Source organism: Roseateles sp., from assembly GCF_047654805.1.
Lineage (GTDB): Bacteria > Pseudomonadota > Gammaproteobacteria > Burkholderiales > Burkholderiaceae_C > Pelomonas.
In genome coordinates this window covers 3,415,048-3,437,163 of record NZ_JASGIV010000001.1, presented here as the reverse complement: position 1 = coordinate 3,437,163, position 22,116 = coordinate 3,415,048, and the positions used below count along the sequence as shown (strand labels likewise).

19 protein-coding genes and 4 tRNA genes are annotated in these 22,116 nt (G+C 65.4%); 11 read left to right on the top strand and 12 right to left on the bottom strand.

Annotation, left to right across the window (positions count from 1 at the left end; all coding sequences use genetic code 11):
- Nucleotides 1-35: 35 nt before the first annotated feature.
- From lon to QM732_RS15510, 5 genes are all read left to right on the top strand, one after another.
- Nucleotides 36-2,450, top strand: a complete 2,415-nt coding sequence (lon, locus tag QM732_RS15530; protein WP_415657012.1) for an endopeptidase La — start codon at nt 36-38, stop codon at nt 2,448-2,450.
- Between the two features lie 94 nt (nt 2,451-2,544).
- Nucleotides 2,545-2,620: transfer RNA gene (locus QM732_RS15525), tRNA-Gly, on the top strand.
- A gap of 73 nt (nt 2,621-2,693) precedes the next feature.
- Nucleotides 2,694-2,767, top strand: a tRNA-Cys gene (locus QM732_RS15520).
- Nucleotides 2,768-2,779: 12 nt separating this feature from the next.
- Nucleotides 2,780-2,855 (top strand) — tRNA-Gly (locus QM732_RS15515).
- Nucleotides 2,856-2,892: 37 nt separating this feature from the next.
- Nucleotides 2,893-2,968, top strand: a tRNA-Gly gene (locus QM732_RS15510).
- A 437-nt stretch (nt 2,969-3,405) separates the two neighbouring features.
- Here QM732_RS15510 and cueR read toward each other — a convergent pair.
- Both cueR and murI read right to left on the bottom strand, forming a co-directional pair.
- Entirely contained in the window at nt 3,406-3,870 is a 465-nt protein-coding gene (gene cueR / locus QM732_RS15505; RefSeq protein WP_415657011.1) for a Cu(I)-responsive transcriptional regulator, read from the bottom strand.
- Complete coding sequence (gene murI / locus QM732_RS15500) at nt 3,867-4,676, bottom strand: glutamate racemase (protein ID WP_415657010.1); 810 nt, start codon at nt 4,674-4,676, stop codon at nt 3,867-3,869. The genes cueR and murI overlap by 4 nt, the downstream gene beginning before the upstream one ends.
- 171 nt (nt 4,677-4,847) lie before the next feature.
- On the opposite strand from murI, the gene QM732_RS15495 reads away from it, so the two are divergent.
- From QM732_RS15495 to QM732_RS15480, 4 genes are all read left to right on the top strand, one after another.
- Nucleotides 4,848-5,606 (top strand): electron transfer flavoprotein subunit beta/FixA family protein, encoded by a 759-nt coding sequence (locus QM732_RS15495; RefSeq protein ID WP_415657009.1) that lies wholly within the window; start codon nt 4,848-4,850, stop codon nt 5,604-5,606.
- A gap of 28 nt (nt 5,607-5,634) precedes the next feature.
- Nucleotides 5,635-6,567, top strand: coding sequence for an electron transfer flavoprotein subunit alpha/FixB family protein (locus tag QM732_RS15490; RefSeq protein ID WP_415657008.1), 933 nt, complete (start codon nt 5,635-5,637; stop codon nt 6,565-6,567).
- 79 nt (nt 6,568-6,646) lie between these two features.
- Nucleotides 6,647-8,434 carry an acyl-CoA dehydrogenase gene (locus QM732_RS15485; RefSeq protein WP_415657007.1) on the top strand — a complete coding sequence of 596 codons (1,788 nt, stop codon included), beginning with the start codon at nt 6,647-6,649 and terminating at the stop codon, nt 8,432-8,434.
- Nucleotides 8,435-8,445: 11 nt separating this feature from the next.
- Nucleotides 8,446-9,396, top strand: a complete 951-nt coding sequence (locus tag QM732_RS15480; RefSeq protein WP_415657006.1) for an NAD(P)H-dependent flavin oxidoreductase — start codon at nt 8,446-8,448, stop codon at nt 9,394-9,396.
- A gap of 68 nt (nt 9,397-9,464) precedes the next feature.
- Here QM732_RS15480 and QM732_RS15475 read toward each other — a convergent pair whose 3' ends face one another.
- Both QM732_RS15475 and QM732_RS15470 read right to left on the bottom strand, forming a co-directional pair.
- Nucleotides 9,465-9,947 carry a DUF6622 family protein gene (locus QM732_RS15475; protein ID WP_415657005.1) on the bottom strand — a complete coding sequence of 161 codons (483 nt, stop codon included), beginning with the start codon at nt 9,945-9,947 and terminating at the stop codon, nt 9,465-9,467.
- A gap of 121 nt (nt 9,948-10,068) precedes the next feature.
- Entirely contained in the window at nt 10,069-12,315 is a 2,247-nt protein-coding gene (locus QM732_RS15470) for a heavy metal translocating P-type ATPase (RefSeq protein WP_415657004.1), read from the bottom strand.
- A gap of 76 nt (nt 12,316-12,391) precedes the next feature.
- Here QM732_RS15470 and cadR point away from each other — a divergent pair, with 76 nt between their 5' ends.
- Together cadR and QM732_RS15460 are read left to right on the top strand one after the other, a co-directional pair.
- Nucleotides 12,392-12,841, top strand: coding sequence for a Cd(II)/Pb(II)-responsive transcriptional regulator (gene cadR, locus QM732_RS15465; RefSeq protein WP_415657003.1), 450 nt, complete (start codon nt 12,392-12,394; stop codon nt 12,839-12,841).
- Between the two features lie 88 nt (nt 12,842-12,929).
- Nucleotides 12,930-13,151 (top strand): hypothetical protein, encoded by a 222-nt coding sequence (locus QM732_RS15460; protein ID WP_415657002.1) that lies wholly within the window; start codon nt 12,930-12,932, stop codon nt 13,149-13,151.
- Nucleotides 13,152-13,165: 14 nt separating this feature from the next.
- On the opposite strand, the gene QM732_RS15455 is transcribed toward QM732_RS15460, so the two are convergent.
- The 8 genes from QM732_RS15455 to QM732_RS15420 form a co-directional block, all read right to left on the bottom strand.
- Nucleotides 13,166-14,092, bottom strand: coding sequence for an ATP-grasp domain-containing protein (locus QM732_RS15455; RefSeq protein WP_415657001.1), 927 nt, complete (start codon nt 14,090-14,092; stop codon nt 13,166-13,168).
- Nucleotides 14,089-14,844 carry a hypothetical protein gene (locus QM732_RS15450; protein ID WP_415657000.1) on the bottom strand — a complete coding sequence of 252 codons (756 nt, stop codon included), beginning with the start codon at nt 14,842-14,844 and terminating at the stop codon, nt 14,089-14,091. The genes QM732_RS15455 and QM732_RS15450 overlap by 4 nt, the downstream gene beginning before the upstream one ends.
- Nucleotides 14,845-14,875: 31 nt before the next feature.
- Nucleotides 14,876-16,579: a hypothetical protein gene (locus tag QM732_RS15445; protein ID WP_415656999.1), complete on the bottom strand. Its 1,704-nt coding sequence runs from the start codon at nt 16,577-16,579 to the stop codon at nt 14,876-14,878.
- A 185-nt stretch (nt 16,580-16,764) separates the two neighbouring features.
- The gene (locus QM732_RS15440) at nt 16,765-17,412 is read right to left on the bottom strand and encodes a trimeric intracellular cation channel family protein (RefSeq protein ID WP_415656998.1); all 648 of its coding nucleotides are present in this window, start codon (nt 17,410-17,412) and stop codon (nt 16,765-16,767) included.
- Nucleotides 17,413-17,430: 18 nt separating this feature from the next.
- Nucleotides 17,431-19,002, bottom strand: a complete 1,572-nt coding sequence (locus tag QM732_RS15435; RefSeq protein WP_415656997.1) for an ABC transporter substrate-binding protein — start codon at nt 19,000-19,002, stop codon at nt 17,431-17,433.
- Nucleotides 18,999-20,567: an ABC transporter substrate-binding protein gene (locus QM732_RS15430; RefSeq protein ID WP_415656996.1), complete on the bottom strand. Its 1,569-nt coding sequence runs from the start codon at nt 20,565-20,567 to the stop codon at nt 18,999-19,001. The genes QM732_RS15435 and QM732_RS15430 overlap by 4 nt, the downstream gene beginning before the upstream one ends.
- Nucleotides 20,568-20,625: 58 nt before the next feature.
- Nucleotides 20,626-20,799: a hypothetical protein gene (locus QM732_RS15425; RefSeq protein ID WP_415656995.1), complete on the bottom strand. Its 174-nt coding sequence runs from the start codon at nt 20,797-20,799 to the stop codon at nt 20,626-20,628.
- Between the two features lie 107 nt (nt 20,800-20,906).
- Complete coding sequence (locus tag QM732_RS15420) at nt 20,907-21,749, bottom strand: 2OG-Fe(II) oxygenase family protein (protein ID WP_415656994.1); 843 nt, start codon at nt 21,747-21,749, stop codon at nt 20,907-20,909.
- Nucleotides 21,750-22,116: the final 367 nt, after the last annotated feature.

Sequence of the window (22,116 nt, the reverse complement as noted above, 5' to 3'; positions counted from 1 at the left end):
CAGGCCCGATATCGGCCTGAGAAAGAGAGGTCTTCATGTCCGGACACCCCATCCTCCCCGCCGATCCGATCACGCTGCCGCTGCTGCCGCTGCGTGACGTGGTCGTGTTCCCGCACATGGTCATCCCGCTGTTCGTCGGGCGCCCCAAGTCCATCAAGGCGCTGGAAGCCGCGATGGAGGCCGGCCGCCAGATCATGCTGGTCGCCCAGAAGGCCGCCGGCAAGGACGAGCCCAAGCCCGAGGACATGTTCGAGGTCGGCTGCGTCTCCAGCATCCTGCAGATGCTGAAGCTGCCTGACGGTACCGTGAAGGTGCTGGTCGAGGGCTTGCAGCGCGCCACGACCCAGTCCATCACCGAGCCGGGTGAGCACTTCGTCGCCGAAGTCACGCCCATCCCGCCCGAGACCGAGCACGCGCCCGAAGTCGAGGCCCTGCGCCGCGCTGTGACGCAGCAGTTCGACCAGTACGTCAAGCTCAACAAGAAGATCCCGCCCGAGATCCTCACGTCCATCGGCGGCATTGACGATCCCGGCCGCCTGGCCGACACCATCGCTGCCCACCTGCCGCTCAAGCTCGACGCCAAGCAGGCCGTGCTCGATCTGGCCGATGTGGCCAAGCGCCTTGAAAAGCTGCTGGACCTGCTGGAGCACGAAGTTGACATCCTGCAGGTGGAGAAGCGCATCCGTGGCCGAGTCAAGCGCCAGATGGAGAAGAGCCAGCGCGAGTACTACTTGAACGAGCAGGTCAAGGCGATCCAGAAGGAGCTGGGTGACGGCGAAGAAGGCGCCGACATGGAGGAACTCGAGAAGAAGATCCTCGCCGCCAAGATGCCCAAGGAGGCGCGCAAGAAGGCCGACGCGGAGCTGAAGAAGCTCAAGCTGATGTCGCCCATGTCTGCCGAAGCCACGGTCGTGCGCAACTACATCGATACGCTGGTCAATCTGCCCTGGAGCAAGAAGACCAAGATCAAGCACGACCTCAAGAATGCCGAGGATGTGCTGAACGAAGACCACTACGGCCTTGAGAAGGTCAAGGACCGCATCCTTGAGTACCTTGCGGTGCAGCAGCGCGTGGACAAGGTCAAGGCTCCCATCCTGTGCCTGGTCGGCCCTCCGGGCGTGGGCAAGACCTCGCTCGGCCAGAGCGTGGCGCGCGCCACCGGCCGCAAGTTCATCCGCATGGCGCTGGGCGGTGTGCGTGACGAGGCCGAGATCCGTGGCCACCGCCGCACTTACATCGGCTCCATGCCGGGTAAGGTGTTGCAGTCGCTGTCCAAGGTGGGCGTGCGCAATCCGCTGTTCCTGCTCGACGAGATCGACAAGCTGGGTATGGATTTCCGCGGCGATCCGTCGTCGGCGCTGCTTGAGGTGTTGGACCCCGAGCAGAACCACACCTTCGGCGACCACTACGTCGAGGTCGACTTTGACCTCTCGGACGTGATGTTCGTCGCCACCTCCAACTCGATGAACATCCCGCCGGCCCTGCTGGACCGCATGGAGGTCATTCGCCTGTCGGGCTACACGGAGGACGAGAAGGTCAACATCGCCCAGACTTACCTGTTGCCCAAGCAGCGCAAGAACAACGGCGTGCTGGACGAGGAATTGGAGGTCACCGAGTCGGCCGTCCGTGGCGTCATCCGCTACTACACGCGGGAAGCTGGCGTGCGCTCGCTTGAGCGCGAGATGTCCAAGATCTGTCGCAAGGTGGTCAAGGGCATCCAGCTCAAGACCTACGAGGGCAAGGTGGTAGTCACCGAGGACAACCTCCACGACTTCTTGGGTGTGCGCAAGTACGACTTTGGCCGTGCGGAGAAGAAGAATCAGGTCGGCCAGGTGGTTGGCCTTGCGTGGACCGAGGTGGGCGGCGACCTGCTGACCATCGAAGCCACTGCGATGCCGGGCAAGGGCAACATCATCCGTACGGGTTCACTGGGTGACGTGATGAAGGAGTCCGTCGAGGCAGCGCGCACCGTTGTGCGTTCGCGAGCCCGTCGGCTGGGCATCAAGGACGAGGTCTTCGAGAAGCGCGACGTGCACGTGCACGTACCCGATGGCGCCACGCCCAAGGACGGTCCGAGCGCGGGTGCCGCGATGACGACGGCCTTCGTGTCGGCGCTTACTGGCATCCCGGTGCGCGCTGATGTCGCCATGACCGGCGAGATCACGCTGCGTGGCGAGGTCACGGCGATTGGAGGCCTGAAGGAGAAGCTGCTCGCGGCCCACCGCGGCGGCATCAAGACCGTGATGATCCCGGAAGAGAACGTCAAGGACCTGCAGGACATCCCGGAGAACGTGAAGAACCAGCTGGAGATCGTGCCTGTGCGCTGGATCGAACGTGTGCTGGAGGTTGCTCTGGAGTCCGTGCCGACGCCGCTGCCGGACGAGGAAGTGCCCGTCAGCGCGGCGAAGCCGGAGGAGGGCGCGGCCAAGAGCACGGTCGTGCCGCATTGAGTGTGCGACTGGCTTGTCATCCGACCAAAAAATGGATTACAATGCCAGCTTCGCTAGACAAGCAACGCAAGCGCTGAATGTCTGGTGAAACAAAGCGGGATTAGCTCAGTTGGTAGAGCGATACCTTGCCAAGGTATAGGTCGAGAGTTCGAGCCTCTTATCCCGCTCCATGTATTTCGAAGGGAAGCCCCGGCTTCCCTTTTTCGTCAAAGTCGCACCAACGGCTTTGATCGGGTTTACGGCGGCGCGATAGCAAAGCGGTTATGCCCCGGATTGCAAATCCGGTTAGTCCGGTTCGACTCCGGATCGCGCCTCCAAATAGCACTCATGCGGGTGTAGCTCAGTTGGTAGAGCGCAACCTTGCCAAGGTTGAGGTCACGAGTTCGAGCCTCGTTACCCGCTCCAGTGTTTACGCCACGGCGTGCCGCAAGGCCCGTCCGATGCGGGATTAGCTCAGTTGGTAGAGCGATACCTTGCCAAGGTATAGGTCGAGAGTTCGAGCCTCTTATCCCGCTCCAGGCTTCACGGGAGATCCGATTCGTCGGATCTCCCGTTTTCTTTTCCGGTCCGCTTTGTGCAATGAAGCAGCTCTTCGCTTCCCTTAAACTGCCGGCGTGCCCCGGTGGTGAAATCGGTAGACACAGCGGACTTGATGAAATTTGAGCACCCGGTGCGGAAACGGCCGGCGTGAATCCCGTCAAAGTCGGCGAATCCCCTGGCCAGCCGGCCGAGGTAACGCCGAGCCAAGCCTCGCCAGCGAGGAAGGTGTAGAGAGTGGACGGCGGGGGCCTAAGGCGGCTGGCGACAGCGCTATGGCCAAGGCGCATTCCAGACTCCAAACGCGGCAGCGCGGCGGCGAAAGCCGAAGGGGTAAGAAAATCCGTCGCCGCTTCATCGCGGCATGCCGGTTCGAGTCCGGCCCGGGGCACCACGTTTTTCCGATCACCGTCGCCTTTCAGCGATGGCCTTCGTGGCCGGCGGGCTTGCGCGCCTGCAGCGTGGAGGAGCCCGATGCCCGTGCGCCTTGGGCGCTTCCGGACTCAAGCCCTCGCAGGATCGGGCAATCAGGCCGCTCGTCGCCGTGGCAGCAGTGCACGAGATGCTCCAGGGCCGTCTTCATGGCCTGGATCTCGTTGATCTTCGTCTGAAGGTCCTCCAGGTGCAGCTGGGCAAGCGCCTTGACCTGCCGGCTGGAGCGCCCGCGGTCCTGCCAGAGGCTCAGCAGGTCGCGTATCTCATCGATGGAGAAGCCCAGGTCGCGCGCGCGGCGAATGAAGCGCAGCGTGTGGACGTCCTTGTCGGTGTACTGCCGATAGCCGGACTCGGTACGGTTGGCCGGTGGCAGCAGCGCCACGCTCTCATAGTGGCGCATCATCTTGGCGGACACGCCCGAAGCGGCGGCAGCTTCTCCAATGTTCATGCAGGCTCCTTGCGGGCGCAGCAGGCCCGGACGTCGAGCTCGCCCCAGCCCAGTACCCGGGCGATCCAGGCTTGCAGCGCGGCGGGATCGCCGCTGGTTTCGATTTCCAGGCTGGGTTGGCCAGGCGTGGGCGTCCACAGCTCGGCCGCGCGCCGCGCCACGGCCGTCTCGATGCGCAGTAGCTTCACATCGGCCCCGAGGGCCGCCTGCCAAAGCGGTTCGATCAAGGGGTAGTGCGTACAGCCAAGCAGGGCTGTGTCGACGCCGGCTGTGCGCAGTGCTGCACAGTGATGCTCGACCAGTAAGCGCAACTCAGTGCTGTCGACATCGCCCGCCTCAATGTGATCGACGATGCCTGGGCAGCCCTGGACCACCACTTCGCGGCCGCCCGCGTGACGGGCTATCAGCGCGCGTAGTCGGGCGCTCGATGCGGTGGCCGGCGTGGCCAGCAGCCCTATGCGGCCGTTGCGCGACATCGCGACGGCTGGCTTGATGCCGGGCTCGGTGCCAACGAACGGCAGGGCGGGCCAGCGCTCGCGCAGTGCGTCGATGGCGTGCGCCGTTGCCGTGTTGCAGGCGATGACGATGAGGCCCGCGCCCCGATCGATCAGGTGCTCCGTGATCGCGAGGCTGCGGGCGCGGATGTCCTCGGGGCTACGGCTGCCGTAGGGGGCGTAGGCGGCATCAGCCAGGTAGCGCAGGCGTGCGGTGGGCAGCAGGGCACGCAGCTCGCGCAACACTGTGAAGCCACCGACGCCGGAGTCGAAGACGCCGATTTCCCGGCGTGAAGAGGAGTCGGTCTGCATGGGCGCGAACAGTCTAGCGTCGCTGTTCGAGAGGCCTCTCCAAAAGACTTCGTCCGACGCGGACCGCCTCCTGGCTAGAATCGAACGATCGTGCTTTTTTGTACGTGGCTCCGCCGGCAGCGGCCCGTAGAATCAAATTAACGTTTACGTCAATTCGAGCTGGAGTTTTCGATGAAGGTCTTGGTCCCTGTCAAACGCGTGGTCGACTACAACGTCAAGGTGCGCGTGAAGAGCGACGGCACGGGCGTGGATATCGCCAACGTGAAGATGTCGATGAACCCCTTCGACGAGATCGCAGTCGAAGAGGCCGTGCGGCTGAAGGAGAAGGGCGCCCTGGGCGAGGGCGGCGAGGTGATCGCTGTGTCCTGCGGCGTCGCGCAATGCCAGGAGACCCTGCGAACCGCCATGGCCATCGGCGCCGACCGTGCCATCCTGGTGGAGACCGACGCGGAGCTGCAGCCGCTGGCTGTCGCCAAGTTGTTGAAGGCGCTGGTCGACAAGGAGGGGCCGAGCCTGGTCATCCTGGGCAAGCAGGCCATCGACGACGATTGCAACCAGACCGGCCAGATGCTGGCCGCGCTGACCGGCATGCCGCAGGGCACCTTCGCCTCGAAGGTTGAAGTGGCCGGCGACAAGGTCAACGTGACGCGCGAAGTGGACGGTGGCCTCGAGACGGTGGCCCTGAGCCTGCCGGCCGTCGTGACGACCGACCTGCGCCTGAACGAGCCGCGCTACGTGACGCTGCCCAACATCATGAAGGCCAAGAAGAAGCAGCTCGACATCGTCAAGCCGGCGGACCTGGGCGTGGACGTGGCGCCGCGCATCAAGACGTTGAAGGTCAGCGAGCCGCCCAAGCGCGGCGCCGGCGTCAAGGTGCCGGACGTCGCCACGCTGGTGACGAAGCTGAAGACCGAAGCCAAGGTCATCTGACCGCTGCCCCGAATCTGGAGACTTTGAGATGACCGCACTCGTCATTGCCGAACACGACAACGCCTTGATCAAGGGCGCCACCCTGAACACCGTCACCGCCGCCGCCGCCTTGGGTGGTGACGTGCACGTGCTGGTCGCCGGTCACAACGCTGCGGCCGCCGCTGCCGCTGCGGGCCAGATCGCCGGCGTCGCCAAGGTGCTGCACGCCGATGCCGCCGCGCTGGCTGAAGGCCTGGCCGAGAACGTCGCTGCGCAGGTGGTTGCGCTGGCTTCGGGCTACAGCCACATCCTGTTCCCGGCAACCGCCGCGGGCAAGAACGTCGCGCCGCGCGTCGCTGCCCTGCTGGACGTGGCCCAGGTGAGCGACATCACAAAGGTGGTCAGCGGCGACACCTTCGAACGCCCCATCTACGCCGGCAACGCCATCGCTACAGTGCAGAGCGCCGACGCCGTGAAGGTCATCACCGTGCGCACGACCGGCTTCGACCCGGCTGCCAGCTCGGGCGGCTCGGCTCCCGTCGAATCGGCAGCGACTGCGACTGACTCGGGCAAGAGCAGCTTCGTCGGCCGTGAGGTCACCAAGAGCGACCGCCCCGAGCTGACTGCCGCCAAGATCATCGTGTCCGGCGGCCGTGCGCTGGGCTCCAACGAGAAGTTCATGGAAGTGCTGACGCCGCTGGCGGACAAGCTCGGCGCTGCCCTGGGTGCTTCGCGCGCCGCCGTCGATGCGGGCTATGCCCCCAACGACTGGCAGGTGGGCCAGACCGGCAAGATCGTGGCCCCCCAGCTCTACATCGCGGCCGGTATCTCCGGCGCCATCCAGCATCTGGCCGGCATGAAGGACTCCAAGGTGATCGTCGCCATCAACAAGGATCCGGAAGCCCCGATCTTCTCGGTGGCTGACTACGGCCTCGAAGCCGACCTGTTCACGGCCGTGCCGGAACTCGTCAACGCGCTGTAAACCTGCCCCTGCCAAACGCACTCGGGCGCCCCGACCACAGTCGTCGCGGCGCCCTTTTTGTCTCCGTCTGGAGGAACAAATGAGTTACCAAGCCCCCGTTAAGGACATGCTCTTCAACATCCGGCACCTTGCCGGCCTGGAGACGCTGGCCGAGCAAATTCCCGCCTTCGCCGATTTCGGCCTGGACACCGCTGGCGCCGTGCTGGAGGAGTGCGCCAAGCTGACGCAGGACGTCATTGCACCGCTGAACTTCGAAGGTGACAAGAACCCGTCGAGCTGGAGAGACGGCGTCGTCACCACGACGCCCGGCTTCAAGGAGGCCTTCCGTGCTTACGCCGAGGGCGGATGGCAGGGGCTCGTGCATCCGACCGAGTTCGGCGGCCAGGGGGCGCCCAAGACCATCGCCGCGGCCTGCAACGAAATGCTGCAGTCGGCCAACATGAGCTTCGCGCTGTGCCCGCTGCTGACCGACGGCGCCGTAGAGGCGCTGCTGACCGCGGGGAGCGACGAGCAGCGCAACGTCTTCATCCCCAAGCTGCTGGACGGCTCGTGGACGGGCACGATGAACCTGACCGAACCCCAGGCGGGCTCGGATCTGGCACTCGTGCGCACCCGCGCCGAGCCGCAGCCTGACGGTACGTACAAGATCTTCGGCACCAAGATCTTCATTACCTACGGAGAGCACGACATGGCCGAGAACATCGTCCACCTTGTGCTGGCTCGCGTCGCCGGCGCACCGGAGGGCGTGAAGGGCATCAGCCTGTTCCTGGTGCCAAAGTTCCTCGTCAACGCGGATGGCTCGCTGGGCGCACGCAACGACGCGCATTGCGTGTCCATCGAGCACAAGATGGGCATCAAGGCCAGCCCCACGGCCGTGCTGCAGTTCGGCGACCATGGCGGCGCCATCGGCACGCTGATCGGCCAGGAGAACCGTGGCCTGGAGTACATGTTCATCATGATGAATGCGGCCCGCTACGGCGTGGGCCTGCAAGGTATTGCCATCGCCGATCGTGCCTACCAGAAGGCCGTGGCCTATGCGAAGGACCGTGTGCAGTCACGTCCCGTGGACGGCTCGGTGGCAGGCAGTGCGGCCATCATCCATCACCCCGACGTGCGTCGCATGCTGATGACCATGCGCTCGCTGACCGAGGGCTGCCGCGCGATGGCGAGCACCGCGGCTGCTGCTTTCGACGCGGCCCATCACCATCCCGATGCGGAGGCCCGCAAGCAGAACCAGGCCTTCTACGACTTCATGGTGCCGCTGGTGAAGGGCTACAGCACCGAGATGAGCCTGGAGGTCACGTCCTTGGGCGTGCAGGTGCATGGTGGTATGGGCTTCATCGAGGAGACCGGTGCGGCACAGTACTACCGTGACGCCAAGATCCTGACCATCTACGAGGGCACCACGGCCATCCAGGCCAACGATCTTGTCGGACGCAAGACGGCGCGCGATGGGGGGCAACTGGCGCGCGGCATCGCCGGCCAGATCGAAGTGACGGAAGGCGAACTCGCCAAGCGCGACAGTGCCGCCGCCCGTGCGGTGCTGAAGGGCCTGCGCGCCTCGCGCGAGGACTTCCTCGCCGTGGTGGACTTCATCGCGGCTAAAGCCAAGGGCAACCCGAATGCCGCCTATGCCGGCTCTGTGCCCTACCTGATGCTGGCGGGCAATCTCGTCGCGGGCTGGCAACTGTCCCGTGCGCTGATCGCCGCGGAAGACGCGTTGGCGACTGACAAGGAATTCATGGCCGCGAAGATCACGACGGCGCGCTTCTACGCCGAGCACATCCTGCCGCGTACCGCGTCGCTGCGGGCTGCCATCGTGGATGGTGCCGACAGCGTCACTGAACTGAGCCTCGAAGCTTTTTGACGGAGACTGTTTTGGCCCTGCCTCCCATCCTGAAGAACCTGCCGCTGCCGGTCATCGGCTCGCCGCTGTTCATCATCAGCAACCCCAAGCTCGTCATCGAGCAGTGCAAGTCCGGCATCGTCGGCTCCATGCCGGCGCTGAATGCCCGCCCCGCCGAATTGCTCGACGAATGGCTGGCCGAAATCACCGAGACGCTGGCAGCCTGGAACCGTGCAAACCCGGACCGCCCGGCCGCGCCGTTCGCGATCAACCAGATCGTGCACAAGAGCAACGAGCGGCTCGAGCACGACATGCAGGTCTGCGCCAAGTACAAGGTGCCCATCATCATCACGAGTCTGGGCGCGCGCGAGGACGTGAACCAGGCCGTGCACGCCTGGGGCGGTATCGTTCTGCACGACATCATCAACAACAAGTTCGCGAAAAAGGCCATCGAGAAGGGGGCCGATGGCCTCATCGCCGTGGCTGCCGGCGCTGGCGGCCATGCTGGCGTGAAGAGCCCGTTCGCCCTTGTCCACGAGATCCGAGAGTGGTTCGACGGCCCGCTGGCGCTGTCGGGCTCCATGGGCACGGGTGATGCCATCCTTGCCGCGCAGGCCATGGGCGCGGACCTGGCCTACATCGGCTCGGCTTTCATTGCTACCGCTGAGGCACGCGCCAGCGACGAGTACAAACAGATGATCGTCGCCAGTAACAGCGACGACATCGTCTACAGCAACCTTTTTACCGGCGTGCACGGAAACTACCTGCGCGGCTCGGTCGTGGCGGCGGGCCTGGACCCCGAGAACCTTCCGGAGAGCGACCCCAGCAAGATGAACTTCGGCGGCGGCGCGGCCAAGGCCTGGAAGGACATCTGGGGCAGTGGTCAGGGCATAGGCGCCGTCAAGCAGGTTGTGCCGGCGGCGGAGCTGATCGGACGACTGAAGCGCGAGTACGCGGCGGCACGGGCGCGTCTGGCGCTGTGAGCTGAAGGCATCGCCCTGAAAGGACAACGGCCGCCCTAGGGCGGCCGTTGGCGTTCGTGGGCACCGTCTCAAGCGGCGGGCACGGTGCGCACGAAGCGGCGCACTGCGGTAGCGCGCGCGGCAAAGGCGCCACTGAGAAGCCCGAACACCGCGCTCGCCGCAGCAATGAACCAGACCTCGTGGACCACGTGTGCGTCGACGCCGGTGGCGTAGCCAAGCACGAACTTGGCCGCGAAGATGCCGACCATCAGGCCCAGCGGCAGCCAACTGCCTGGCACGCGCACGGCCTGGCCTTCGCGAACCAGGCCGCGCGGCGCGAAGACCGGGCCGGCAACGAAGACCGCAGCGGCGAAACCAGCCGCCCAGGCGAGTACCGGGACGACGTGGGCGCCGAAGGCAGCGGTCACGCCGTACAGGGACAGGGCAAGCATGGCCAGCGCTACCTTGGCGAGCGTGCCAGGCTGGATCACGCGGTCGCGGGACTGGCGATAGCCCAGGATCACCAGGACAGCGAGGATGGCGAAGGGCCAGAGGGGGATGGTAGAAGTCATGGCGGAGGCACTCGGTGGGTTGCAATGCCCCGGACTGTGCCGGCGGTGCACCCGCCGGGCGACCTGCCTGCGACGAATCGACAGCGGAGGGAGGGAAACGCAAGCCCGACCGACCGGTGGCTCAGCGCGCCACGCCGCGCAGCAGCCGCAGACCGTTGAACACCACCAGCAGGCTGGCGCCCATGTCCGCGAATACGGCCATCCACATCGTCGCGCTGCCGAACACGGCCAGCGCGAAGAACACTGCCTTGATGCCCAGCGCCAGCGAGATGTTCTGCCACAGCACGGCGTAGGTGCGCCGCGACAGGCGGATGACCTCGGGCAGCCTGCGCAGGTCGTCGTTCATGATGAGCACGTCCGCTGCCTCCTTGGCCGTGTCGGTGCCTGCGGCACCCATGGAGAAGCCAACGGCCGCAGCGGCCAGGCTGGGTGCGTCATTGACGCCGTCGCCCACCATGCCCACCGGTCCTTGCGCGCTCAGGGCGCCGACGGCCTGCTGCTTGTCCTGTGGCAACAGTTCAGCGCGCACGTCGGCGATGCCCACCTGGCTGGCAATGGCCCGGGCGGTGGATGGGTTGTCGCCCGTCAGCATGACGGGATGTACGCCCAAGGCCTGCAGCTCGGCCACGGCTTCGCGGCTGGTGGCACGCGGACGGTCGGCCACGGCGAATAGGGCTAGCACACGGTCGGCGCCGGCCAGAAGCGACACGGTACGGCCCTGCGCTTCGTGCTCCTGCATCAGTGTCTCCAGCTCGGGCGAGCACTGACCGCGCTCATGGATCCAGCGGTGGTTGCCTAGGACCAGATCCTGCTCAGCGATGCGGCCGTGCACGCCGCGTCCCAGGTCCGCACCGAAGTTCTGCACCGGCAGCGCGTCGGCCGGCAGCCCGGCGGCGATGGCCTGGGAGACCGGATGGTCCGAGCGCGCCGCGAGGCTGTGCGCAAGCTGCACTACCAGGGCCGCGTCCTGGCCGGTAACCAGCACTTGCTGCGCGACGAGGCGGGGGCGCCCCTCAGTGAGCGTGCCAGTCTTGTCCAGCGCCAGCACCTTGAGCTTGCGAGCCTCTTCCAGATGCACGCCACCCTTGATCAGGATGCCCTGCCTCGCCGCGGCCGCCAGCCCGCTGACGACGGTGACTGGCGTGGAGATCACCAGCGCGCAGGGGCAGGCGATGACAAGCAGCACCAGCGCCTTGTAGATGCCGGTGAGCCAGGGCCAGCCCAGCAGCAGCGGGGTGCCCACGGCCACGGCAAGCGCCAGCACGAAGACGGCGGGCGTGTAGACGGCGGCGAAGCGGTCGACAAAGCGCTGCGTCGGTGCGCGCTGGCCCTGCGCGGCCTCGACGGCGTGGATGATGCCGGCCAGCACCGTGTCGCCGGCCGGCCGGGTGACCTCGAACTCCAGCGCACCGCTCTGGTTGATGGTGCCGGCGAAGACTGCGTCGCCGGGGGCCTTGTCGACCGGGATGCTCTCGCCTGTGACGGGCGACTGGTCCACGGCGCCCTGGCCGGCCGTTACCCGACCGTCAAGCGCGAAGCGCTCGCCTGGTTTCACGCGCACGATGGCGCCTACGGTTACGGCCCTGGCCTCCAGGCGGGCCCAGCGGCCATCGGGCTGACGCACCTCGGCCTGCTCGGGTGACAGTGCAAGCAACCCGGTGATGGCGTTGCGCGCCCGCTCCACCGAGCGGGCCTCGATCAGTTCCGCGAGTGAGTACAGCGCCATCACCATGGCGGCTTCGGGCCACTGGCCGATGACGAAGGCGCCGATGACGGCGACCGACATCAGCGCGTTGATGTTGAGCTGGCCGCGTGTCAGAGACGACAGACCCTTGCCGAACACCGACAGGCCCGATAGCGCGATGGCTAGCGCAGCGACTGCCATGCCGGCGAGGTGCCAGAGGGTGCCGTCGGGGGCTAGGAAGTGCAGGAGTTCGGCGCCGGTGGCGACGACCAGCGCGGCCACCAGGCGGACTAGTTCCTTGCGCCTGGCCTGGGCCGTGTCCTCGGAGGCAGGGGGAGCAGACAGCGTCTCGGTCTTGAAGCCTGCCCTGGCGATGGCGGCCGTCACAGCTGCCCACGAGGCCGGCGGCGCATCCACCGTAAGCGCACGGGCGGGAAGGTCGAAGTGCAGGCGGCGCACGTCTGGGAAGCCCTCGAGCGCACGGCGGATCTGACCTTCCTCCGTAGGGCAGTCCATCGCCGGGATGCGTAGCAGCAACCCTCCGGCGGATGCCGGCAGCGGGGCTGTCGCAGAGGCACCACCGCCGTCGCAGCAACTGGGTGCAGTTGCCGGCGCGTGAGCGTGGTCGTGATGGTCGTGGCCGGCGTGCGAATGCCCGGCATGGGCGTGGTCGTGAGAACTCATGCGGCTATTGGAATCCCTGGAGCAGCTCCAGAGTCAAGGGCCTAAACTGAGACCCGACACCAGCCGGAAGCCCGTTATGAAGATCGGAGACCTCGCAACCGCCTCGGCCACCGCCGTCGACACCATCCGTTACTACGAGCGCGAGGGCCTGTTGCCCGCGCCGGGACGCACGCAGGGGGGCTTCCGGGTCTACGAGCCTGGTCACCTGGAGCGGTTGCAGTTCATCCGCTATTGCAGGGGTCTGGACATGTCGCTGGACGAGGTGCGCGTGCTGCTGCGGGTCAAGGATGCGCCGGGAGGCGACTGTGGCGACGTGAATGCGCTGCTGGACGCGCACATAGGTCATGTGTCGCGGCGTATCCGCGAGCTGCGAGCGCTGGAGAAGCAGCTCAAGGAACTGCGCCAGCGCTGCGCAGCGGCGCAAAGTGTTGAACAGTGCGGCATCCTCAGCGGCTTGGCTGCCGCTGCGCAGGAGGGAACGCCGCCCGCACCCGGCTCGCACCTGCGCTCGGTGCATTCGCACTGAGATCACGTGGCCGATTGGCTGCGGCGAGAGTTGACAACGGCTCGTCGTGCGACATATTTGACTCTTGCAATCATTGCGGAGCATCGTCATGGGCGCCCTCGTCACTGAAGAGCAAGCCTTGCAGATCAAGGCCCGTTTCGAGACGGGAGTGCTCGCGCTCCCCGGGGTGACGGGGGTGGATCTCGGCCAGCATGCGGCGGAGTTCGTGATCCGCGTCTATGTCGCCTCGCTTGCCGCCGCGCCAGCGCTTCCGGCAAGTGTCGAAGGCGTGCGCGTCGAGGTGATCGAGCGGCGCTTCGGGCTGCAATAGCGGACGCTGCGCCTTCAGTCGTTCCAGGCCAGGTGGTTGGCCACGGCCATGGAGATGGCCTGCCCGCTGTTGGCTTCGAAATAGCTGTAGCCTGGGCACGGATTCACCTCGAAGCAGAACACCTGTTCGTCCGGCGTCAGTCGCAGGTCGATGCCTGAGAACTCCAGGCCCAATGCGCGGGTGAGGGCCACGCAGCGCTGCGATAACTCGTCGCTGAGCTCCGTGGCCTTCAGGCGGGCGGCTTCGCCGACCTGGCTCCTGGCGTAGCGATAGTCCACTGCGTCGGACTCGATGCGGGTCGCAAACACGCGCTGACCCACCACGTGCACGCGCACGTCGGTGCCAGGCACATAGGCCTGGAACTGCGTAGGGCACCAGCGAACCGAGGCCAGCCGGGCCAGGTCCTTCTCGTCGAAGGTCTGCACGATGGAGCGCACACCGCTGATGGACTTGTAGATGATGCGGCCGTGCTGTTCTCGAAACGCCAGCACCGCGCGGGGATCGGTGGTGATCAGCGAGGCCGGAACCTCGAAACCGTGTTCGCGGATCAACTGCGCCTGATAGGGTTTGGAGGAGTTCGACCCCATGGCCGCGATGCGATTCACCACGCGGGCCGTGCTGATCTCGGTCCAGCGGATCAGCGTGTCGTGCAGTGCGTTGCAATGCCGGGTCAGTGGCGAGTCGGGCGGCTCGCCCTTCAGCTCGGGCAGGCGAGCGTGGTCCATGAGTCGCGAGTAGACGCCTCGCACGCCATCCAGCGCGATGCCTTCGCCATCGATCTCCAGCCAACCGCTCAGGCCCGCGTCATCGAGCTCGAAGGCCATCTCGGTGTGCTCGAAATGGCGCTGGTTGAACCAGCGATAGGGCGCGCCGAGGCGGTCCAGCGCCTCGCCGACCAGAGCCAGTGGCGACTCGGAGGGGATCCCGCACAACAGGATCACGCAGCCTCCCGGTGGCGCGTCAGGGCGTCCATCAGCGTTGCGATCAAGGCCTCGCCGCCCAGCCGCAGGTCTGGTGTCGGGCTGGCGCCGGCGAACGACCAGGCTTGCTGCTCATGGCCCACGAAGTCGATGCCCAACAGCGAGGTGCCGCTCAGTTCGGCCAGACGCAGGCAGGCCTCGGAAACAGTCGGCGGCAGGGCCAGCCCGAAGGTGCGCCCGCACGTCACCAGAGCGGTGCCGACGAGCGCGCCCTGAGGCACCAGCCGACGCACACCGCGCGCTTCATCGATGCGGTCGCGCGAGGTCTGGCGGTAGGTTGCCACCGGCAGCCCAGCCCGGCGCGCGAGCCAGGCCCATTCGGATTCCATGCGCCATGGGCCGCATAGGCCCTGGGGCGTCGGCCGGTTGATCACTGGGCAGCGCAGCGCGTGCAGCCAGCTGAGGAAGAAGGCCACCAGCTCCTGCTGTACATAGGCCTGATCAGCCTCCGGTGCTTGCCGCCAGTGGGCTATGGGCACCGTGTACAGGCGGTTCAGAACGCCCTGCAGCGAAGCGCCGTCGACTTGCAGGCCCGCCTCGGTACGCAGGCGCAAAGTCCAGCCGTGGCGGCCTTCGAGACGGTGTTCCTGGAAGTCGCTCAGCGCCAGTTGGTCGGCGCTGAGGACCTCCAGCGGCTGCAGGCCGCAAGCACTCAGTTGCCGGGCGGCCCATGCAGCGGCCGCATCATGGGCGTCACAGAGAACCAGCCACATGGGGGCGCAGCCGTGCCGTGGCTTGCCGGGCCTAGCAGCCCTTGCAGCCGTCCTGTTCGTTCGTCAGCGCACCGCTGCCTAGGTCGGGCCTCAGCTCGGGCGAGATGAAGGTGGAGAGGCTCGCCACGATGGCCTCTAGTTGCGCCATGCGTTGCTCCAGGCCACCGCCCGGCCCTGCGGGATCGATGCCCGGCGGTAGTTGCGGGCCGGTCTCGACAAGCAGCTTGGGATCGATGTTCTCCGTGGCTGGCGGCTTCTCGAACTCCAGCTTCTCGATCTTGAACTCCTTGTGGTGGTCCTTGAGCTCCTTGTGTTCCTTCTGGTCCTTGTGATCCTTGGCATCCTTGAACTGCTTGTGATCGGGGTTGTCCTTGGCGTCCTTGTGATCCTTGTGTTCCTTGATCTCCTTGTGATCTTTGGAGTCCTTGTGATCCTTGGACTCCTGCTTGAAGTCCTTGATCTCCGGCTTGATCTTTTCCAGAGGCTTGTCGGTGAGCTTCGGCGCGGCGCCGGCCAGTGCGCCCTGCATGCCTGCGCCCGGTTGGCCTGGCAGGCCCGGGAAGGCGGGGTCGCCGGGCTGTGTCGGGAAGGTCGGCCCTTCCACGATGATCTTGCCCGGCGGCAGTTCGGGCACTCTCTTCTCGAACTTCAGTTCCTTGTGCTCCAGCTTCTCGATCTTGAGTTCCTTGTGCTCGAGCTTCTCGATCTTGTGCTCCTTGACTTCGACCTTCTCGTGCTTGTGATCCTTGAAGTCCTTGATAAGGGCCTTGGAGGTAGCCGTGCACATGCTGACGTTCAGGGCCGACAGCACGTCGGCGATTTGGTTGGCGATGCCGTGCCCGTCGCTGCTGCCAGCAAAGTGCAGGCCCACCACGTGTACCGTGCCGTCCACCACGGCCGAGCCTGAGTCGCCGTGGTCACCGAAGGCGGTGTTGTGGGTGGTGTCGGGGCGGATGCCGATCTGGTTGGTCAGCGTCTTCACGCCGATGCCGTTGCCGTAGTCGATGTTGACCGACAGGCTGATGCTGTCCACAAACCCGTAGGTCAGTCCGGTCGTGCGGCCGCGCTTGCGCACTGGCATGTTCAGCGTAGCCGTGGCGGTGCCGGCGACCTTGCCGATGTCGACGATCTCGCAGGAGTAGCCTCGCCCTGACAGCGAGGAGACCGCGCAGTCGACCTTGGCTGTCAACGCCGCGCGTTGCAGCGCGCCAACCACGTTGGCCGGGCACTGCCCGCCATCCACGCGACCGGGCTGAGCCATGGTGTCGCCTGCATGCCAGCCGTTGTCTATGCACATGACATGGAAGTTGGACAGCAGCAGCGGGTTGCCGCTGGCGTTGTCCTTAACGATGGCGCCCAGCGTGCCCACGAAGACGAAGCCGCCGACGGCGCGGCAGGGGCCAATGCTGATGCCGCCCTTGACCGGGTCGTAGTTGGTGGCGTCCGCCTGCAGGCCGATCTCGCTTTCGCGCTTCTTGTTCTTCATCGCGTCATGCAAGAAGTAACGGCGCTCGATGACGTCTGTCTTGACGCCATCGAAATGGTCGGGCACCCGTTCCGCGGCCGGCAAGTCGCTCTTCTTTTGCGCCACCATTACACGGATCGCGACTTCGTCGGTGCGTTGGCCGCCGACGTACTTGAACCCAACGTCCACCGCGGTGACGCCCGGTCGCTTCAGCAGCTGTTCCTCGAGGCTTTCCTTGAGGGCGACGACTTCAAGCACTGGCTTGCTCATGCTGATCTCCTATGCAGAGGCCGCGTCGAGAGCTCGACCGAAAGCGAGTGCGGCCCACCGATGGGCTGATGCGGGCGCATCTCCGGATCGGTGAAATCCAATTTAGGCGGCAGGTCGCTCCGCCACCTCCACAAAGGAGAGGAGCAGTGTCGAAGCTAGGGGGCGTCGCGTTTCGCGACGGCCGTTCAGCGCTTGTTGATGCGCCAGGCTGGCAGCGTCCAGCCCGCCCACAGAGCCAAGCCGCGCAGCAACATTGCCGTCGCGGCGGCCGCGCTGATCGTGGCCCACTGCGGCCAGTCGAGTGCCACCGTCGCTACCAGCACCCAGCCGCCGACGAAGCTGCACAGCGCATAGGGGCGGTGGTCGTGGAAGGCCGCGGGGATCTCATTGCAGACGATGTCGCGCAGCACGCCGCCGAACACGGCGGTGATGACACCCATCAGCACGGCCACGATGGCAGGCATGCCGGCGTCAAGTGCAACCAGCGTGCCGTTGGCGGTGAACAGGCCCAGGCCGAGAGCGTCGGGCCACTGGATGGCGCGCTCAGTCAGCGCTAGGTGGCGGCGCCGCATCAGCAGCATGGCCGCAAGGCAAAGCCCCATGAGCACCCACAGCCAGTCCGCATGCTCGACCCAGAAAAAGGGTCGGCGGTCCAGCAGCACGTCACGCAGCGTGCCACCGCCGAATGCCGAAAGTCCTGCGACGACGCATAGCCCAACGACGTCGAGTTGCTTGCGCGCGCCGGCCAGCAGGCCCGAGAGTGCGAATGCGAGCGTGGCGGCGACCTCGACGGTCGCCTGCAGGGTGGAGAAGTTGATGACGGGGGGCTTCATGAACCCCGCATCATTCCATCACTTCATCGTCGCCCACTTGGCCTGGGGGGCATCGTTGGCCGAGTGCGGGATTGTCAACCCAGCCTTCATTGCCCAGGGGCGCACCTGGTGGTGAATGGGGATGAAGAGGACTTCGTCGCGCGTGCGTTTGAGCGCCTCTTGCATCAGCGCCAGGCGCCTGGGTACGTCGATCTCTACTTTCATCTGCTGCACCAGCGCGTCCACCTTGACATCGCTGACGCGCGAAAAATTGCCCTTGCCGTCAGCGCCACCGGTCTTGGTATGGACGATGTCCTGCAGCGTGTATTGCGCGTCGAAGGTCGTCACGCCCCAGCCGTACAGGTAGAGCGGCAGTTCGTAGCGCTGCATCGCCGCCGAATGCTGTGTCATGGGCTGTGTCGTCAGCTTGGTCTTGATGCCTACGCGCGCCCACATCGACACCACAGCCTGGCAGATCTCCTCGTCGTTGACGTAACGGTCGTTGGGGCAGGCCAGGGGCACGTCGAATCCATCGGCGTAGCCGGCATCCGCCAGCAACTGCTTGGCGCGGCTGATGTCGGGCTTGGCCACCGTGTCCAGGTCCGCCGACCAGCCGTAGGCCACCGGCGCGACCATGATGGCCGCCGGGATGGACAGGCCGCGCATTAGGCTGCGCCGGATGGCCTCGCGGTCGATGGCCAGCGACATGGCCTCACGCACCCGTCTGTCCTTGAAGGGGTTCCTGCCCTTGACGCTCGAACCCCTGATCTCGTCGCTGCCGATGTCCAGCGCGAAGAAGATGGTGCGGTTCTCCGGCCCGTCGATGACCTTGAGGCGAGGGTCAGCCTTGAGCTTGGCCACGTCCTGTGGGGGCAGGTCGGTCAGTAGGTCCAGCGCGCCCGACAGCAGAGCCGCCACACGTGTGGCGTCGGACTTGATCGGCAGGTAGGTCACCTCGCTGATGTTGCCCTTTGGCTTGTCCCACCAGTCCTTGTTGGCCACCATGGTGAGCTTCTGGTCGGGTGTCCAGCCAGTAACCTTGAAAGGCCCAGTGCCCATCGCGTTGCGTGAGGCGTAGGTATCCTCTTTGGCCTTGAAGTCCTGCGGATTCTCAGAGCGGTTCTTGGTCGCCCAGGACCTGCTGAGGATGCGCACGTAGGTCAGGTTGCGCGTGAGGACCGGACTGGGGCCGTCGAGGAGGAGGTCGACCGTGAAATCGTCGATCTTCTTCACCTCCTTGATGCCGGAGGCGTAGATGATCATGTTGCTGGCTGGGTGCCTGATGCGCTGGAGGCTGAAGAGGACATCGTCGGCCGTGAAAGGTGTTCCATCGTGGAATTTCACGCCACGGCGCAGGTCAAAGCGCAGCTGGGTGGGGGTGACGTAGGTCCATTTCGCCGCCAACGCTGGCTCGACCTCGAACTTCTCGGTGTAGCGAGTCAATCCTTCGTAGACGTAGCCCGTGATCGTCGACGTGGCGGAGTGGTTCTGCGAATGCGGGTCCAGCGTCTGGATGTCGTTCTGCGCGGCCCAGCGCAGGGTGTTGGCGCATGTAAGGCTGGTGGTCGAAGCGAGCAGCAGGGTCGCAGCGAGGGGGGTGATGGATTTCATTTGATGGTGGTGTATCGGGCTTCGAAGTAGTCGTTGGAGCGATGGATCGTCTCGACACCCGGCTTCATAGCCCACGGCCTGATCTGATGGTGGATGGGGATAAACAGCGATTCGTCGCGAATGCGCAGCAGCGCCTCCTTGATGAGGGCGTTTCGCTTGGGCGCGTCCGGCTCGAACTTGATCTTCTGGATCAGGCCGTCCAACGTCGCGTCACTGACCTTGCCGAAGTTGAAGTTGCCGTCGGCGCCATTGGTGCGGGTATGGCCCCAGGCCTGCATGCCGTACAGCGCGTCGTAGGTGGAGACGCCCCAGCCCAGCATGTAGAAGGGCGACTCGCCACGCTGGAAGGTTTGGCTGTGCGTGGCGAATGGCGCCGCGATGAGGCGCACCTTGACGCCCACTTTGGCCCACATGGACACGGCCGCCTGGCAGACCTGTTCGTCGTTCACGTAGCGGTTGTTGGGGCAATGCAGCGGTACCTCGAAGCCCTGCGGGTAGCCGGCCTCGGCGAGCAGCTTGCGGGCCTTGTCGAGGTCGGGCTTGACCGGCGCGTCCAACGCTGCGTCGTAGCCATTGACGCCCGGCGGAATCATCAGCGCCGCCGGTACGGACAGGCCGCGCATGATGCTGCGCTTGATGGCCTCGCGGTCCAGCGCCAGGTTCATCGCTTCGCGCACGCGCTTGTCCTTGAAGGGGTTCTTGCCTTTCACGCTGGACTCGCGCAACTCGTCACTGCCCTCGTCCATGACGAAGAAGATGGTCCGAATTTCCGGGCCTTCCAGCAGCTTGACCTTGCCGGCCTCCTTGAGCCTGAAGAAGTCCTGCGGAGGCAGGTCGGTGACGATGTCCACGTCGCCTGACAGCAGGGCCGCCACGCGCGTCGGTGCGGACTTGATCGGCAGATAGCTGAGCTCCGTGACATTGCCCGGGTTTTTGTCCCACCAGTCCCTGTTGGCCACCATCTTCACGGCCTGATCGGGCTGCCAACTCACCAGCTTGTAGGGGCCTGTGCCGTTGGCGTTGCGTGAGGCGTAGTTCTCTTCCTTGGCCTTGTAGTCCTGGGTGTTGGTGGCGTTGTTCTTCACCGACCAGGCCTTGCTCATGATGGGGAAGCTGATGATGTTCTGCAGCAGCATCGGCGTAGGGGCCTCGAGGAGGAAGTCGACCGTGTGGTCGTCGATCTTCCTGACCTCCTTGATGCCGGACACATAGGTCTGCTTGGTGCCCTGGGGTTGCGTGATGCGGCCGAAGCTGAAGACCACATCGTCCGCCGTAAACGGGGAGCCGTCGTGGAACTTCACACCCTTGCGTAGGTCAAAGCGCACCTGGGTTTGGGAGATGTAGGTCCACCTGGTGGCGAGTGACGGCTCCGGCCGGTATTCTTTGCTCAGCCTTGTGAGGCCTTCGTAGATGTGGGTGCCGATGGAGTTGGAGACATTGTGGTCCTGCGAATGCGGGTCCAGCGTCAGGATGTCGTTCTGCGCGGCCCAGCGCAGCGGGGCGGCCATGGCCGTGGACAACGCCAGCGCGGCGAACAGGGGCAGCAGTCGGAGGGCGGATTTCATGCAGCTTCCTTGGGGCGGCGGAAGCCAAAAAATGTAGTCGCGTGCCTCGGGTAGGCGCCTAGGGCTTGTCCCCAAGTTCCAGTGAGCAATCGCAACCGGCGCCGGCCGCGATCCAGCGCCGCACCAGCCAGCCTCGGATGCCACGGGGTTGCGACGTCAGCACGCCGCAGACATAGCGCTCGCCCTCCCAGCGCAGCGCGACGCAGGCTCCCTTGATGCGCCGGCTCAGCACGGCGCCCAGCGGGCAGGGCTCGACCAGGCAGCAGACACCGCAGCCGTTGCAGGGTGCCCCGGGCGCCGGCTTGGGCGGCGCTTCGGGGTGGATCTCGATGATGAGGTTCAGGTCTTCACGCCCAGCTCGCGCAGGCGTTCGTCGAGGTAGCTGTTCGCGGTATAGCGGTCGCTCAGGATCACGTCGTCGCGCGGATGCAGGAACAGCGGCAGGGATACGCGGCTCTTCCTCGCGCCTTCACCGGTGGGGTTGACGACGCGGTGCTGGGTCGATGGGTAGTAGCCTTCGGAGGCTTCCTGCAGCATGTCGCCGATGTTGATGGTCAGCGTGCCGAAGTCGCAGGGCACATCGTGCCAGGCGTCGTCCTTGCCCAGCACCTGCAGGCCAGGCTCGTTGGCGGCAGGCAGGATGGTGAGCAGGTTGATGTCGCCATGCGGCGCGGCGCGCAGGGATCCTTCAGGCTCCTGGCCAGTCAGCGGCGGGTAGCGCAGCACGCGCAGCAGCGTCTTGGTGCTGCCCTTGATCATGTTGGACAGCGGCTCGCGGTACTTGACCGCTATCTCGGGCGGCGTGTAGCGCTCTACCCAGCCCAGCAGTTCCTCGGCCAGCGCGTTGGCCTCGCGGTAGTAGGCGAGCGCATCTTCCTTCAGTTGCGGCGGGATGCGGCCCCAAGGGTAGATATGGAAGTACTCCTTGATGTCCTTCTGCTTGAAACCCTTCGCGGTTTCGGAGATCTCGGTCGAGAAATAGCCATCCTGGGTCTCTTTAGAGAACGCGAAACCGTGCTTGGCCTCGCCGTTGAAGAAGGACAGCCAGTCGGCGTAGATCTTCTCGACAAGGGCCTGGCGGATGGGGTGGTTGGTCAGCACGCCGAAGCCGGTTTCGTGCAGGGAACGGGTGAACTTCTCGGCCGCATCGGGCGCGCGGTAGTCGACGACCTGAACTTGCATGGGATCTCCTGAATGTCCCTTGGGCTGGCCGATGCGTGCGGTCCAGCCTGTGCGCAGCCATTCAATGGCGGGGCTGTCGCGGATATGGAGTTTACTTTTCCGTCAACTTTCTGACGCCCATCAAGACTTGTCGGGCAAACCCTTGGTGCTAGAGTTCGCCTCCTGAGATGGAACCGGTCTGTTACTCGGAAAGTCCGCACCCCGCGGGGGCGGCAGGCTTTGCAAGCAGCAGAACAGGTTCCCGGTCCTTCCCGTCCCTTTGCTGGCAACAGCGAGGTGGGTCGCAATCCGCCAATCGGTCGAGCCGTGTCGCGGAAGGTTCTTCAACCAGCCAACTCCCTGGAAACCGGGGCATGAGGTGAGCGAA